The sequence below is a fragment of the Vibrio sp. 05-20-BW147 genome, from assembly GCF_013369385.1.
Taxonomy (GTDB): Bacteria; Pseudomonadota; Gammaproteobacteria; order Enterobacterales; family Vibrionaceae; genus Vibrio; species Vibrio floridensis.
Window position 1 is genome coordinate 126763 of sequence record NZ_SZTO01000014.1, and the last position, 15870, is coordinate 142632.

11 protein-coding genes and 2 tRNA genes are annotated in these 15870 nt (G+C 45.7%); 1 reads left to right on the forward strand and 12 read right to left on the reverse strand.

All coding sequences use genetic code 11. The features are described 5' to 3' along the window. Nucleotides 1-2: 2 nt before the first annotated feature. The 6 genes from FC652_RS14155 to FC652_RS14180 form a co-directional block, all read right to left on the reverse strand. Complete coding sequence (locus FC652_RS14155) at nucleotides 3-1370, reverse strand: MotA/TolQ/ExbB proton channel family protein (protein ID WP_176299107.1); 1368 nt, start codon at nucleotides 1368-1370, stop codon at nucleotides 3-5. Beyond that, nucleotides 1371-2138 carry a DUF3450 domain-containing protein gene (locus tag FC652_RS14160; RefSeq protein ID WP_176299108.1) on the reverse strand — a complete coding sequence of 256 codons (768 nt, stop codon included), beginning with the start codon at nucleotides 2136-2138 and terminating at the stop codon, nucleotides 1371-1373. It lies immediately after the preceding gene. Between the two features lie 141 nt (nucleotides 2139-2279). Then, nucleotides 2280-2759, reverse strand: coding sequence for an NYN domain-containing protein (locus FC652_RS14165; protein ID WP_176299109.1), 480 nt, complete (start codon nucleotides 2757-2759; stop codon nucleotides 2280-2282). A 169-nt stretch (nucleotides 2760-2928) separates the two neighbouring features. Next, nucleotides 2929-3002 (reverse strand) — tRNA-Cys (locus FC652_RS14170). A gap of 32 nt (nucleotides 3003-3034) precedes the next feature. Then, nucleotides 3035-3121 (reverse strand) — tRNA-Leu (locus FC652_RS14175). 192 nt (nucleotides 3122-3313) lie between these two features. Continuing rightward, nucleotides 3314-4240 carry an endonuclease/exonuclease/phosphatase family protein gene (locus FC652_RS14180; RefSeq protein ID WP_176299110.1) on the reverse strand — a complete coding sequence of 309 codons (927 nt, stop codon included), beginning with the start codon at nucleotides 4238-4240 and terminating at the stop codon, nucleotides 3314-3316. A gap of 168 nt (nucleotides 4241-4408) precedes the next feature. On the opposite strand from FC652_RS14180, the gene FC652_RS14185 reads away from it, so the two are divergent. Then, nucleotides 4409-4789, forward strand: a complete 381-nt coding sequence (locus FC652_RS14185; protein WP_176299111.1) for a cystatin domain-containing protein — start codon at nucleotides 4409-4411, stop codon at nucleotides 4787-4789. Between the two features lie 203 nt (nucleotides 4790-4992). Here FC652_RS14185 and FC652_RS14190 read toward each other — a convergent pair whose 3' ends face one another. The 6 genes from FC652_RS14190 to FC652_RS14215 all read right to left on the reverse strand — a co-directional run bounded on the left by FC652_RS14190 (nucleotide 4993) and on the right by FC652_RS14215 (nucleotide 15804). Beyond that, nucleotides 4993-5868, reverse strand: coding sequence for a diguanylate cyclase (locus FC652_RS14190; RefSeq protein WP_176299112.1), 876 nt, complete (start codon nucleotides 5866-5868; stop codon nucleotides 4993-4995). Continuing rightward, entirely contained in the window at nucleotides 5865-8594 is a 2730-nt protein-coding gene (locus FC652_RS14195) for an ATP-binding protein (protein ID WP_176299113.1), read from the reverse strand. Before FC652_RS14195 ends, FC652_RS14190 begins: the two co-directional genes overlap by 4 nt. 8 nt (nucleotides 8595-8602) lie before the next feature. Further along, nucleotides 8603-10591 carry a pepsin-like aspartic protease gene (locus FC652_RS14200; RefSeq protein ID WP_176299114.1) on the reverse strand — a complete coding sequence of 663 codons (1989 nt, stop codon included), beginning with the start codon at nucleotides 10589-10591 and terminating at the stop codon, nucleotides 8603-8605. A gap of 235 nt (nucleotides 10592-10826) precedes the next feature. After that, a complete protein-coding gene (locus tag FC652_RS14205; RefSeq protein WP_176299115.1) occupies nucleotides 10827-13874 on the reverse strand; it encodes an AAA family ATPase in 3048 nt (1015 codons plus the stop codon). A gap of 8 nt (nucleotides 13875-13882) precedes the next feature. Next, nucleotides 13883-15016, reverse strand: coding sequence for an exonuclease SbcCD subunit D (locus FC652_RS14210; RefSeq protein ID WP_176299116.1), 1134 nt, complete (start codon nucleotides 15014-15016; stop codon nucleotides 13883-13885). Nucleotides 15017-15360: 344 nt separating this feature from the next. Then, nucleotides 15361-15804, reverse strand: coding sequence for a hypothetical protein (locus FC652_RS14215; protein ID WP_176299117.1), 444 nt, complete (start codon nucleotides 15802-15804; stop codon nucleotides 15361-15363). Nucleotides 15805-15870: the final 66 nt, after the last annotated feature.

Genomic DNA, 15870 nt, shown 5'->3' on the forward strand with positions numbered 1-15870 from the left:
GGTTACGCCGCATTCCCTACTTTTTCTACGGTTAAGGACTCAGTTTGCGTTTTCCGTTCCGCTTGTTGCGCGACGAGGCCAATGCCCTGCTTTTCGAGCGTATTGCGAATCTCTTCAGCCAAGCTGCTTAATACATTATGCGCAAGCAGCAGAGGCATTGCGGCAACTAAGCCCAAGACTGTGGTGACCAGTGCCATCGAAATACCGTTCGCCATTACTTTCGGATCGCCGTTACCAAATTGAGTGATAACTTGGAATGTTTCGATCATGCCAATAACCGTCCCCAATAACCCAAGCATAGGTGCTAAAGCAGCCAATAGCTTGAGCATCGATAATCCTTTCTCTAAACCAGTTTGCTCATCCACGATCGCTTCTAGCAGGCGCAACTCTAGTGCCTCTACACTGCGTGGTTTCTCTTTACTGTACACCGATAGAATACGACCAAGTGGGTTGTCACCTAGTTGTGCTGGCGCTTTCAACTGCACATTGATCTTGCGCTTTGTCACCAACAGCATCGCGCCACGATATAACGCGATAATCAAGCCGATCAACAACAGTCCTGCAATCACTTTACCCACCGCACCACCGGCGGCAAAGCGCTCGCCTAGGGTCGGAGCGTTAGCAAACTGTTCTAGCAACACCCCTCGAGTTGGGTCAAGCAGAACCACATTGGCCGTATTGCTGCTCATCTCGGTCAACTGCTTCATCGTCGGAGTTTGGCTGGGTAACGCGGTATAGGGTGTCGCGAATTGCTTATCACTATGCCATTGCACATACCCTTGGTGAGTAAGAAGAGCAAAATTACCAATACGAAGTGCGGGGGTTGATTGCGCTTCACCTTGTTGATCGATCACATCGACATCCAACGTAGTAACTTGGCCACTCGCCAACACCTGTTGTTGCATCACCAACCAAAGATTTTTTAACTGATGAATATCCGGCAACGTTTGCGCCGCGACAATCCTATCAATCGATTCAATTTTTTTTTGCTCACCTATGGCAGTGATCGATTCATTCAAATCCGCTTTCAGCTCTTTTGCATGTTGCCGTACTACGCCAAACAGCTCACCAAGTGACCCAGATTCGACGCGAAGCTCTTCCTCTAGGTGTGACAATGTCACCTCATTGTCACTAAATAAGCTGGACAACTGCGCATTTTGTTCTTCAAGCAGCCGCTTTTGTTCTGAAAGTTTTTGCTTAAGTGCTGAAAGCTCCCTCTCTGCCTCAGTAAACTCTCTCTCTCGAACTTGGTTCTGTTTCTGCTGGATCTGGTTCTCTTTGTTCGCCTGTTGCGCGAGGTCAGTGTTTGCGAAGGCAAAGGATTGGCTAGTAAGTAGCAATACAAATGAAAGTAATGTGTTCATTTTCATCTATTTGCCCTCCACTCTAGCAACAGAAAGCGGCAGCAAAATGAGTGAAGGCGCCACCTTTTGGCTCGCAACATCAAAAGCTTGATTGATCTCGGATGCGGGAACATTGGAGAGTTCTTGCCACGCTTGAGCAGATGACTGCCAATACCAAAATTTATCGCCACTTAGGTTACGAGCAATCAACGAGATACGTCCTAAGTGAAGTTGTTCAACTTCGATTTGCTTGCCATTACTCAGTAAAATCGGCGCTTGATAGGCAGACAGCTTGCTGCCGTAATCCATTTCAATTTGGTAAGCCTCAAGGATACGGCGAAATTTTTCTGCATCCGCAACATCTGCACGCACCATTAAGTTTTCTAATTTGCTCACTCGATCCTGGCGTTGCAGGGTTTTGATGGGCAGGTCCTGTTCGACTTGCGAACGGAGTGCGTCGAGCATATCGTACATTAATGGCACAATGCCCTGACGGGTCACTTGAATCTCTTTGATCTGTTCTGCGAAACTAGACTTCTCTCGCTCTTGATTCGCAATCATCGCGTCTAGGTGGCGCTGATAAAGCTCAAGATTACGAACCTCTTCTTGCAACAGTTCAATCTCTGCCTGTAACAGTCGGCTTTGTTCCGCACTGGCACTAATGACGGTTTGACTTTTCGCTGCAGCGGCGTGAGTACGGCTTTGAATTTTTTGAGCTTGTTCAAGGTCACTGCCAACGGCGACGTTACTTGTCGCCAATAAAAACAATGCCGCGCCCACTTTACATCCTGTCATAGACTTCTATCTACCTAAACTGACCATCAAACCAGATGATATTAATTCGTATTATCAAAGTAAAAGGCATTGTATAGGAAATTTTGATCAATACCAAATCGAATGAGTATCCAAATTACATTCCGTACAATGCTTTATTAATCAATGAAGTAGTAACGAGTGGTCGATTTCAATGTAGTGGTCTGCCGCTGCTTGCAAATTTTGCGCGGTCAGGCCGGGCACACCATAAACAATGACGGTTTTACCGAATCTTTGCTGAATGCGTTGCACCAGTATTTCGAAATCACCATCACCTGAGAGCAAAATGACTTCATCGACTTCGGCTGCTTTTTCGATTGCATCCAACGCGATCCCGACATCCCAATCACCTTTTGCGCTGCCATCACCACGCTGGATAAAAGGTTTGAGTTTCACGTCAAAGCCAATGCCGCGCAAAATATGGTGAAACTGTCTTTGCCCTGCATCTTTACTGGCAATGGCATAAGCATTCGCACAGATGACCTCTTTACCCTCGGTGGCTAGTTGCCAAAATCGGTTGTAATTAAACTTTTGGCGGTACTTTTCTTTGCAGGTGTAATAGACATTTTGAACATCAACGAAAATCGCAACACGACGAGACATAACTTGCTTTCTACCAATTAAAAAATTTGCACTAACCCTATTCGATAGAGGGTAAAAAAGCGAGGTAAAATGTCAAATAGTTGCGTCTAACAGAAACGAATTTTTATAAAGAAATGTTGACGTAACGAGGTGAGAAAACAAAAAAATAGAAGATGACATTAGAGAGGAATGGAGGCGCGTCCCGGAGTCGAACCGAGGTCCACGGATTTGCAATCCGCTGCATAGCCCCTCTGCCAACGCGCCTTTTAGATAACCATTACTGGTTTGAGTTAGGATGGTGCCCCGGGCCGGACTTGAACCGGCACGACTCGAAAGTCGAGGGATTTTAAATCCCTTGTGTCTACCAATTTCACCACCAGGGCAACGCATACTGCGATGGTAGCACCATCTGTTCCAACGGCCTTCGCCGTGAGAACGAGGCGTACTTTAGCGGATTTTTTATTTGGGTCAACAACAAAAACAAACTTTTTGAATCAAATGGTTAGTTTGCCATCGCCTCAGTACGGTTCGCGTGCAGTATGGGGAATTTTTCAACATTCTTCCGCTCTTCACTCTTATTGAATGTCTAGATAAGTCATGATGGCTCGATGATCCGAACCGGTCACTTCATCGATAGACTCCCTTTTGCAGATAGTAAAATCACTGTTGAGCCATAAGTGATCGATGGATATTTGCAGCCATGACGGCAGTGTCAATGTCGGTAAGTTTGGCCAACTTGCAATAGGGGCAGTTTGCATTCCAGCAAAAAGCGTGTCAAAGCGCTCACTGTTCGCAGAAAGATTCATGTCGCCCATGATTAAAATATCTTTCGTCGGGCTTTGTGTCGCTTGGTGTTCTAAAGCCTGAATAAGCGTGTTGCGTTTCAACCACATCTCTTTGTTGCGAGGTGAAGGTGGGTGGGCGGTAAGCAAGAATACAGGGTGTTCTTCATCAACTTGCCAAATGCCTCGGATGAGATTTTGATAGCCTTCGATATAAAAAACATCCATGCCATATAAAGGCTGTCGAGAAAAAATAAGCTGATGCGACGGTAGACCTACTTTCGGCTGGCCACCGAAACGATAGCGGTATACGTCATCTAGCACTTTCAACTGCTCTAAGTGTGGGGCCGTGACTTCTTGTAGCAAAACGAGATCAGGTTGCACCCTTGATAGGTAGTCGATCAATTGATCGACATGTTGATTAGAGAACAACATATTGTACTGAAATAGGCGGATGCTATTTCGGCACTCCCCTTTCGAAACCATCCCTTTCGGTACACCAATGACCGTGAAATAAATAATGAGCCCAATGGATGCCAACATTGGTGTCCACGCACGCATCCCAAAACTGATGAATGCGACAATCGCGATAGGCACAATAAACAGTGCGGGATAAGCCGATATATTTTCGGCCCACCATAAATGGGTTTGCGCTTTTACCCCCCAGTAGAAAAGGGTGCAAAGAATGATGATGAACCACAAGCCATAACTTTTAAGCATTGCTGAGTCATACCTGTTGTGCCGCTACCTTAGTTAGTCTAGCAAGGTTTATTAGAGAGGCTGCTCCATTTTTCTTAAATTTCAAACTTTTCTGACACTCTCCGTACACAGGCCAACATTAGACTTGGCTATAATTTCTCCCTAATCCAATACAAGGTATCCCCTCCAATGAAATCAAAATTAGCGATGGCAGCAGCGACGCTATTTTTACTGGCAGGATGTCAGCAAGAGCCTCAAGAACAACCCTCAAGTTATCGTGCTAGCAAAGCGATCTGTAGCTCGCAAGAAAGTATGCCTGGAGGTTGGCACAAAATTGAAGTCGATCATCAAGTGATGCGGGCAGTCGATACTGTGTTAGAGCAAATGAACACCAACTCGCCCTTGAAAGGTATTACATCGGTTCATACTCAAGTAGTCAGCGGTGTCAACTACGCGATTGAGTTTCAGCTAGAAAATGGAAGCCAATGGAATACGATTGTTTACCGTAACCTGAAAGGCGAATATCAAATTACACAAGTGGCGAAACTAGGTTTATTCTGTCAGCAGTAAAGAAAGAAACCCGCGTTTTACTTTGTCACTTAAAAATCCCCTTATCCAGTCAGATAAGGGGATTTTTAGGTATTGAGGACGACCAGTTTAAGCATCACGTTGCCTCTCAAAGGCCTGCACCAGCTATCCGTTGCCACACCGTCTTGAGTGATAATACTGGACGTTATCTAATGACAGTAGGTGGGGTGCTCACGCCCGCACTGTTAAGTCTCACTCCAATTCAGCTGATTTTTCCCTGCAAGCTTACTTTTGTAGAGTGCTTCGTCGGCAAAGCCAAACAGCTGTTTTATGGTGAACTCGTCATCAGGTACACAGGTCACGGCACCGGCACTTAAGGTTATACCGACAGCTTGCTCTACGCTTTCTAAACAGGCTAAGACAAACTTCTCTGCGACATTTCGCTCAGTGTTGGGCATGACGACCGTAAACTCTTCGCCACCAAACCGGCTGACTAAAAAACCCTGTTGAGAAAAGCTCTGAATGAGAATCGATGCTGTTTTAATCAACAATTCATCGCCAGCACTGTGACCATATTGATCATTAAACTGTTTAAAGTCGTCGATATCAAAAATTGCCAATGATAGCGGTTGGCGGAGCTCTTGCGCTCGAATCCACTCTTTCTTCAACACAGTGTCATAACGGCGGCGATTGGCCAACTTTGTTAAAAAGTCACTGCTAGCCATCAACTCAAGTTGTTCACGTTGTTTAATCAGTTCCAAGTGAACAGCAACTCTTGCCTTTACGATACCTGCGTAAAAAGGTTTAAAGATGTAATCCGTCGCACCAAGCAGCAAACCTTTTTCTTCATGATCATAATCGGTCATACCTGAAACAAATATAACTGGAATCGTTTCTGTTATTGGTTCACTTTTCAAACGTTTTAAGGTTTCAAAACCATCCATTTCATTCATATTGATATCGAGTAGTATCAAATCTGGCTGATAACGAATGGCTTTTTTTATTCCTTGTAGACCCGACTTCGCAACATGAACTTGTGCTGTACCACGTAAAATATCACTCAACACTTGTAAGTTGATTATTTCGTCATCAATAACGAGTATTTTCGGAAGGTGATTCATGATATTTCCTTGTCCATAAAAAGAGCCTTGACCACCAAGTAAGCCTCTTCAAACTCAACGTCTTCTAGTAACGCTTCCGTTTTGTCCAGTTGTTGCTGATGGAACTGAGTACACCATGGCTGTTGTCGGATACGACTGACCGTTTGCGCAGCTGAAAAATTCGATTGTGACAGCTGTTCGAGTAGTACATTGATGAGAAGATCACTTTCTTCATTCGTGGTGTTGGAGCCAGCAGGGGTCGTATCGAACGCCGTGGCGATAACTTTCAACACATCCGATAACGACTCGCATATTTGACGTCTAAGTTCATGCGAACTTTTGCCCGAATCAACCTTTCGGCACAAGGCCAACAGACTGTCAGCACCAATGTACGCTGCTGTCGATTTTAAACTATGACACTCAGAGAAAAACTCGACGTCTGAGATTTCAAAAGGTTTAGAGAGCAAAACACAGTCACTGTAACGGCGGTAAAATGTCTCCAACACATCGATAAGCAGATGATCCCGACTCTCAAGACGTTGCAGTGCCAACGGAATATTGAGCAATTCACTATTTAACAGCGGCGTCAGTCTCTCACTCCGTGTCGATTCTACTGGTATGGATATTGGACTTAACGTTACCGGACGATCCTCCTTCCCAGACAAAAATTTACCTATCGTCTCCAGTAGCTTAGCTTCAACAATCGGCTTACCAATATGAGCAGACATGCCGACACGTTTGCAAGTGTCATAGACCTCCTCACCTGAGAAAGCCGTCAAAGCAATGATGGGTAGTTCACTGATAGTATATTGTTGTCGAACCAGCGAGGTTGTTTCCCATCCATCCATATGGGGCATGTTAATGTCCATAAGTACAAGATCAAAACGCTGTTCCTTAAGTATTTCGATCGCTTGCACGCCACTCATGGCTGTTGTAATGCTCACACCAGTATGTTCTAGATATCCTCGAGCGACCTGTTGGTTGACCTCATTGTCATCCACAACCAATAACGAATAGCCTGACCAATTTGGCCGACCTACTCCATTTACAAGCACGTGGTTTACAGGTTTATCTATTAAGTGGCTTGGGCTAGCACTACCGCTAAACGCTTGAAGTAACACAGTTCTAAACAGAGGTTTTTCGAGTGTCATAAGCGTTTCGGTGTCGGTCAGCTGGCGCTGTTCATTCCCAAATTTTTTGATCAAGATGAGATCAGACTCTGAATAGAAACGCCTCACCGCACTTAACATCGAGTCAAGCTCTTCTCCCTCGAAGGAGTCAACGTCAATCAAGACTTTGTGGTAAAGCTGAGAGACCTGCACCGACTGTAACGCCTTAGCGAGCCCAATAGTGAGCATGCCACACAGCTCAACTTCATAACCGATATCAGTTAACATCTCGGACAAGGCAAAACTACTCGCCACACTTTGATCAAGCAACAGAATTTTACGTTGAGCGGTAAACTCAGCAAAGTCACTAACTCGCTGACGTCTCGCTGAAGGATCAGGCGCTGGCAATACAACAGAAAAGCAAGATCCCTGACCGAGTACGCTTTCAACAGTGATATCGCCCCCCATGAGTTGGCTGAGCTGTTTTGAAATCACCAAGCCTAAACCTGTACCGCCATAGTGGCGTGATGTACTCGCTTCTAACTGGTTAAAGGATTGAAACAACTTATCGATATGGCTGCCACTGATTCCCTTGCCTGTATCTTTAACACTCCAATGCAAACAAGCCTGGTGCTCATCATAGTCAACCGCTAACGTAATGGCGCCTTTGTCGGTAAACTTTATGGCGTTGCTGAGCAAGTTAATCGTAATTTGTTTTATCCTAAGGGGGTCTCCAATCAGGACATCAGGTAAATTAGCGCTAATCGAGACTGCAATATCGAGTTTCTTTTCGTAAGCTCTTAATGCGAGCATATTGACCGCTTGCTGCATCACCTGCTCTGGTGAAAACTCAACGCTCTCTACTTCAAATTTTCCAGCCTCAAGCTTCGATAAATCAAGTGTATCGTTCACCACTCCAGTAAGCTGCTGCCCTGCTTGAAGGATCTTATCCAAGTAACTCTGTTGATCTGGTGTCAGCTCGGTTTTGTTTAACATAGAGGCGAGTCCGACAATGGCATTCACGGGTGTACGAATTTCGTGACTCATTCTCGACAAGAAAGCAGATTTGGCTTTGTAAACGCCTTCAACTTCTTTGGTCGCTTTTTCCAGCTCCCGTGTGCGCGCCTTAACTTTTTCATCCAAATCAATGTTTATGCTCTCCAGCGCTTCCGTATACTCTTTGAGCTTTACGTTGGCTTCGACAGCAATTTTTTCTGCTTCTTTTATTTTTGAAATATCACGGCTCACACCACACACAAACTGGGCATTCCCCTCTTCGTCAAAAATGGGGACAAGAAGAGTGTCAACGAAAATGGGACTGTCGTTTAGTGTGGCGTATTGCTCATAAGCAATGGGCTGACCATGAGCGATGGCGTTTCTGTACGTTTCATACAAACCTTCTACGATTTCATCACTCCAGGTTTCGCGGATATTAAGCTTGTGTGTAACGGCATTGTCATCCAGCCCCATCACCCTTTTAGAGGCTGGATTATTGTCGTACAAAGAAAACTCACCATCGGGCTCAACCACCATAATGAACATAAAATCCACTGAGTGATGCCACAACTTTGAGAAGCACTCGAGCACCACTTTTTCGTGTTGCTCGAGATCACCGATGGGAAAAGAAACTGAACTCATATGACTTCCTATTTCATACGACTACAAAATATTGCTTGCGCATTCGATTGCATGTAACTGTCGGCTTCTGATTGTGCCAACGCTCGCCAATATGTCAACACGAGAGTATCCTTGCTTCGATCTAAATAGCCACTGACAGAGATAGGCGTACCACATAGACAACCGCTTAGCGTGATACTCTGTCGTGGATGACGAGGCGCGCTCGCATCGTAAACATCGACAAATCCTTTCATTCGACAAGTCTCGTCACCTTGCTTAAACAACGCAAAGCTCAGCCCTGTTTGGCTATCCTGAAGCGCAATCGAAATCGATAGATCAGACAACTCGGAATGCCAAAGCCCATTAATTTCATTCTCTTGGATTGAGTAGTCGCCATTAAACACATCTTCCAAGTGTTTATGTTGTTCAAGAGGAACATATCCAGAGATTTTTTCAAAACCCAATCTGTCGATAAAATCCCCTCTTTCTGACCCCTCGTAAGAACACGTCGCTACCAAAGAGTTAATCACCGACATTTGTTTACTGTCATTCGCGGTCAACTGACCACAATAGGTTGATACCCAATGCCAGCTCTCATTTCCGACTGTTTGATCGTACGGAAGCCAAGTAATTGAAAGGACTAAAGGCGAGCCTTTCCCTTCGTGCTTTTCTAGAGCCGTTGAGCCATAGACCAAATAGCGGCCGGAAGCCCCCGTCGTCGATGAGTAGGAGCCAAATAACTCACCTTCGTCGTTGCAGGTCAAGTCCATTTGCGAGCCGTAACTATTTACCCATCGGCCGGTAAAGTCAGATTGATTCTCGTAGCGAGGAGAAAAAATACCAGCGGGTTTATCTTGTTTAACATTGATGATTCTAGGGCCACCTATTTTGTTGAATATCCACATTCCAACAGGATAAAGACTGCCATTTTCTAGAACTTGATACTGATACACAGTATAGAGACTATCCATCAGTACCGAACCGACCAACGTTAAGCAGTCTAGTCCATCCATCGGTTCAAATTGAACAACGTGCTCCCCCTTAGAACTTCCTTCCTCTATGAGCACGTCATATAAGCTGCTGGGGACGACTAAGTCGCCGCCTTTTGTCACCTTGTTGTCTGGGATCGTTAAAGTCAAGTCGCCCTTTAAGCTTTTGGCCAATGCTTGGGCGTGCTTCATGTACGCAGGATCGCCTTTGAACTGCGAAGAACCGCTGTCCAAACAAAACCATTGTGTTTTTTCAGACGTAGCACGGCAAATCACCTCACCTGCTAATGACATTTCCTTCAGTGGGGTAGTCCAAATGTAATAAAGTGATTCGATGTTGTATCTGTCCCAAGGCAAAAACAGATATTCCAGTGAATCACCATAGGCCGGGTCCAAAGCACCAAAAGTAACTTGCCCCTTTTTGGTTTCACTGTTTGTTGTAAAGGCAACGTAAGGGTGCTCTTTCGATACCACATTCTGCGCTATCAACGTTTCCATAAAGTGGAAAGTCGCTTCGCGCGACTGACAATGCATGCCCCTGTAATTAACCTTTTCTAGCTCCAGAGACAAAGGCTGATACGTTAAGGTTGGTAGACCAATGCCACCATCCCAGTCGAGTTCTAGAAACTGCACACCTTCGTATTGAGTTGATAAATAAAGGTCGGTATTCACACAAGTTGTTGCTGAAAGGGTCAAATTATCATTTCCCGACACCACTTGCATTTCACCCCAAGGACCAAAACCTACGATCTTTCTATCTTCTGAAATCGCCGTGTATGTAGACGATTTGTATGGGTTAAATCGCTGGTTGCCATAGTGATGGCAGTATGATTCGGGACAATAGGTAGATGTGACCCAATTAAAGTTACTTCCGGTGTCAAAAGAGAACTTAAGCAGTTGATTTGGTTCACCTACACCAAGAATGGCATACCAGGGAGACGCACCATTGTTCTGAAAAGGGCCTTTCTGTAGACCCAATGTAATGCCACTTGCCGATCCTAAATCAATCTTCTCTACTTCTGTCGCCATTCACCACATTCCTTTGTTAGCGATTTGTTATCATGAATCCATCATTAATTCGCACCAATTATAAAGAACAGACCACTCATATGCACAAGGCGTTCGGTTATAAATTGACAAAGATAACAATATATTCATCATTTTTTTGCAGAGAGACTCATTTTTCATGCTGCGCCTTCGATGATAGTGCTTGCCGATAATCAAAACGCAATATCAAAAAGTCGCGATTAGCAGCCGAGATTGACTAGAACGCTCCCCCGCGAAGATGAACTGTCGAGCCCACTCGCGACGGTATCACGTCAATCCGCTGTTGCATTTGTTCTTTCAACTCTGACACATGGGAAATCACCCCGATCATCCGGCCTGTTTGCTGCAGCTCCACCAAGGTTTGAATCGCGAGATCAAGCGATTCAGGATCCAAGCTGCCAAAGCCTTCATCAATAAACAAAGTCTCTAAACGAATACCACCACTGTATGACTGGACAACATCCGATAAGCCAAGAGCGAGGGAAAGTGCCGCCATGAAAGATTCGCCACCGGAGAGTGTGGCGACATCACGCGATTTTCCGGTGTAGCTGTCTTCCACAATCAGATCGAGCCCACGACCCGCCGTGCCCTTAAAGCCTTCGGTTTTTCGCGTTAACTGGTAGCGACCTTTGCTCATTAATGCCAAACGATGCGAAGCCTGAATCAGTACATCATCCAGCAACACCCCTAACACAAAACGGTGCAAGCTAATGCGACTGCCTGTTTTGCCGCTCGCCACATCGTAGAGCGTGCCAAAAACCTTGTATTCTTCTTCGAGGCGATGATTATGCGTGTGCAGTTCAGCAATCTTCGCTTGCACGGTCTCAAGCTTTGCCACCAGTGAACGCACCGCATCCAACTCATTTTTGTTCTGTTGATACTGCTGTTCCGTCGTTGTCACCAACAGCTCTAATTGTTCAAGCTCGGGCACTTGCTGATCTTTCAAACGCTCTTTAAGGTCGTGATAACTCTGCTCTAAACGTGTCGCCTGCTGTTGATGTTGCTCAATCTCACGTTTCCATTGTTCGATCTGTTCTGGCTCGACACGCAACGCCAAATAGTGCGGTTCATCGTCAAATGACGATGCAGACAACGACTCCAACCATGCAGCTTGGTTTTGTTCACTGCGCTGCTGAATCTTCAGCAACATCTCACTGTGTGCCTTAACTTCACTTTGACGCGCGGCAAGCGTTTGTTGAATCTCATCAAAACGCTTTTGGCTCGTCTCTTTTGCCGTTTGTAAAGCCGTCGTTTGTTGCTTTATCTGCGCGATTTCCAGCTCAACTTGGGCAACATGGCTAAATTGCGCGGCAATTTGTTGGCTGAACTTCGCCAACTGTTGCGTTTTTTCTTTCAACGTTGCGCTGCTAGAAATATGTTGCTGAGCGAGTTCTTTTTCCATCTCCTCGCCTTTCGCACAGCGCTCGGTCAATTGCTTAACATGACTTTCTTGCTGAGTAAGATCTAACTCTTGCAGCAGTTTGAGCGTGTGACGGATTTCAAGTGCTTGCGCCTGTAAGGTTTCTAACGGGCTGTTAAGCAGCTCACCGAGTTGTGTTGCTTTTTCCTCAATCGCTTTCTGCTGTTGCTTAACTTGTGCAAGGTGCAGCTCCAGCTCTTGGTGATGTTGATTGAGCTGTGCGAGCGCGTTTTTTTCCTGCTCACGGGCCTGTTCTACTTGCTGTTTATGCACAGGCTCACCGACAAACTGCGCTTTTTGCGGGTGTTCGAGACTACCACAAACTGGGCAAGCTTCCCCTTGATGAAGGCGCTGAGCCAAAATAGCAGCTTGGCCATTATGCCAACTCAGTTCCATGCTATCCGCAGACTGTTGAGCGTTGAGCCAATGCTGCTTGGCTTGCTGGTGTAACTGCTCTTTTTGTTCAATTTGCGCGAGTAAATTCTGAAGGACTTGATTAAGGTTCTGGTATTGCTCATAGTCACTGATCTGACGCTTTAGCTCGCTCTCTCGCGCTTCAAGTCGCGGTATCTCTGCCGCTTGCTGCTTTGCCTTTTCGAACGCATCACTGGCAGACGTCAGCTCCTGCTGCATCACGACTTTATGTTCTTGCACGCGTTTTAATTGATGAGCAAATTTCTGCACGTCTTCTTCAAGACGAATGATCTCTTGTTCAAACTGGGCTTTTTCCACCAGCTTGCTTTTAACCGTCTCTAATTCATACGTTCGCTGTTGTAGCTGAGGAATTTGTTCGGCATTTTTCTGCGCCTGCAAACACTGTTGTTCCAGCTCATTACTCTGCAACAACAGTGTGTTTAATGATGCGTTAAGCTCGTCAATTTTGCCTTGCTGAGCATGAACATCATTGAGTGCGTTTTTCCACTGGCGATGCGGTGCGTCAAGCTGCTGAGCTTGTCGTGCTTGTTCCAGCTTTTGCGCCAACTGATGCATTTGATCATTTTTCGCCAGATGGGCGTCTAAATTCGCTTTGGCCAAAGCCAGTTTATTAAAATCCTCCACCAGAGCTTTGGCCGTGGAAAGGGATTGCTTGGCCGAATTGTAACGCTCGAGAGCGTGTTTCTCTGTCTCTTGCCACTGCGTCAGTTGCGTCTTTTTGTCTACAAGCGCCTCTTTGAGCACCTGCTCATCACTGACATCCGCCACCTCTAGCGCCCCACGAATTTGATTATCAAACTCTTCTTTGGCTTTACTAATCGCATTGGCTTTGTCCTTTAGCGCCCATTCAATGCGTTTGTAAATTTCGGTTTGGAACAGTTGGCCAAAAATCTCTTCACGATCTTTGGAACTCGCCAGCAGCAAATCGCGGAATTTTCCCTGTGGCAACACCATAACTTGACGAAACTGCGTTTCATTCAATCCAATCAGTTCCGTCACTCGCGTTTTTACTTCAGCCGTTTTGCTGGTGATCAGCTCTTCGTCATCTTGACAAAGATAAAGCGCGGCAGTGTGTTTTTTGGTGGTAGTGCCTTCACCACGCGCTTTTGCCGCCTCTTGCTCAGGTAGGCGAATCACCTTATAGCGTTTTCCATGTAGCAGAAACTCTAACGTCACTTCCGTGGCTAGATTGATAGAGGCCAAATCTGAACGCATCTGCATACCTTGGCGCTCATTGCCTGTGGTTTCGCCATAAAGGGCAAAACAGATCGCATCCAAGATAGAGGTTTTTCCCGAACCTGTGGGCCCATTAATTAGAAACAGTGGGTTGTCACCCAGTTGGGTAAAATTAATAACTTCACGTTCAGCAAATGGACCAAACGCCTGCATGGTAAGTTTGAGTGGTTTCATCGCGATTCCTAAGACTTGGTCAATTGTTGAATGAGTTGGCAAATCGCGGCATCTTGCGTTTCGCTCAGTGGGTTGTCCTGCGCTTGTGCAAAGAAATCACGAAACATATCAACTTCGCTACGAGCCAATTTAGCTTGCGATAAACCTTGCTCTACATTCATTAACATCCCTGGTTTTTCTAAATGAAGAACATTGGGATAGACCGCTCGCAACTTTTCCATCGGGTTTAAAATGGCATGTTTGTCGTGCAAGCGAACAAGCAAATAGTCCTGATAATTGGGATCTTGCTTACCTTGTTCGAGAATATCGTTCATTTCGCCCTCAATCACCCGCATGTCATAAGGGGCATCGAGCGCAATGTGCTCTGCGCAGACAAAGCCGTTTTCATCCAACTCCACTAACGTGAATCCTTTTTTCTGAAACTGCTCAGAAAAACTGTATTTCATCAATGAACCACTATAACGAATGTGTTCTTCCACTCGCTTTTGTGGTTGGTGCAGGTGCCCTAAGGCGACGTAATCAAAAATGGAAAAATGCTCATAGCTAACGCGGTCAGATCCACCGATGGAAAGTGGACGCTCCGACTCACTGCTCTGCGCCCCATCGACAAAACAGTGGCTCAATAGCACTTGACGCTGTTTGGGATCAAAATGCTGGCGAATTTCATCAACCAAGACGCGATGCGCCTCATCATAATTGCTCACTGCCACGCCAAATGCGTCGCGCACTTGTTCAGGATCGCTGTAAGGCATGCCATAAAATGCCACATCGCCCGCCCTCTCACTTTTAAGCACAACCGGTTCGATCATTTGTGAAAACTGGCTAATGATATGCAGCCCTGAGGGTTTCATTTGCGAAGCACCAAAGCCCAAACGCGCAGCACCATCATGGTTGCCTGGAATCAGAATCATCGGTGTATCAAGTTCACCACAAATTTCATCAATCGTTTTGCCGAGCAGTTCGATGGCCGCAGTAGGTGGCACCGAGCGATCAAAAATATCGCCAGCAACAACAACGGCATCAACGGGATGCTTTCGAATATAATTGACTAACTGGTCGAGCACGACGCGTTGATCATCAAGGAGTGAAACGTTGTGAAACTGGCGTCCTAGATGCCAATCTGAGGTATGGATGAACTTCATGAATTGTCACTGCCAACAAATGAGAGAAGAGTGTCGAATATTGTTGGCCATCATAGCACAAAACCGCGCAGATTCTATGATTGCTCAAGGTTCAAATAAGCAGCAAAACCCATCACATTCAATGAGTTCCTTTTGACAAACTCACGTTATCTGGCACTGGTTTTCTGGGTAATTTCAGCGGCGTTTTGGTGGTGATGCTCGTGATAACTGGGGCTCTTCATCACAAACCAAGCGGCCTCAATCGTAAAAGTTGGGGTTAATGGTCATATGCAGCATGCAGTGATAACAAGGATAAAGCACTCGAACAGAGTGCTTTATCTGACCAAAAGAAGCGATAGAAACGCTTATTGCTCTTGGGCTACAACCTTTGGCTCCGCCGACTTAATGACCGCACCAACCGTATTTAATTTGTCCCGAACTGGACCGCACTGCACCTCATAGACTTCACCTGCTTTGACGCGCGCTTTCACCGCTGGAAACGCGTAGGAAGAACCCACATGGCAACGTGTCAGTATGAGGTATTCTCCTGGTAACATATGAATTTCTTGGGGATAACCAACCACTGCATCGCCTACATCTTTAAACTTTCTTTCTTCAACAGATAAGTCCGCATAACTGGCAAAATACACATGGTAACTGGCGCCGCCTAACTCATAGGTTTTCCCTTGGATAACAGCGATTTCTTCGTTGGGTTTTTTCTCACCTTCGTAGGTACGAACGGTACCTACACAGCCGTTTAATAGGAACACGGAGAGAAGGACGGCCATCAGACTAATTATCTTTTTCACTTGTTTTCCTTAACATCATTGGTACGTAACCACACCGAACACGCCCATGAATTCGCGGCCATATCA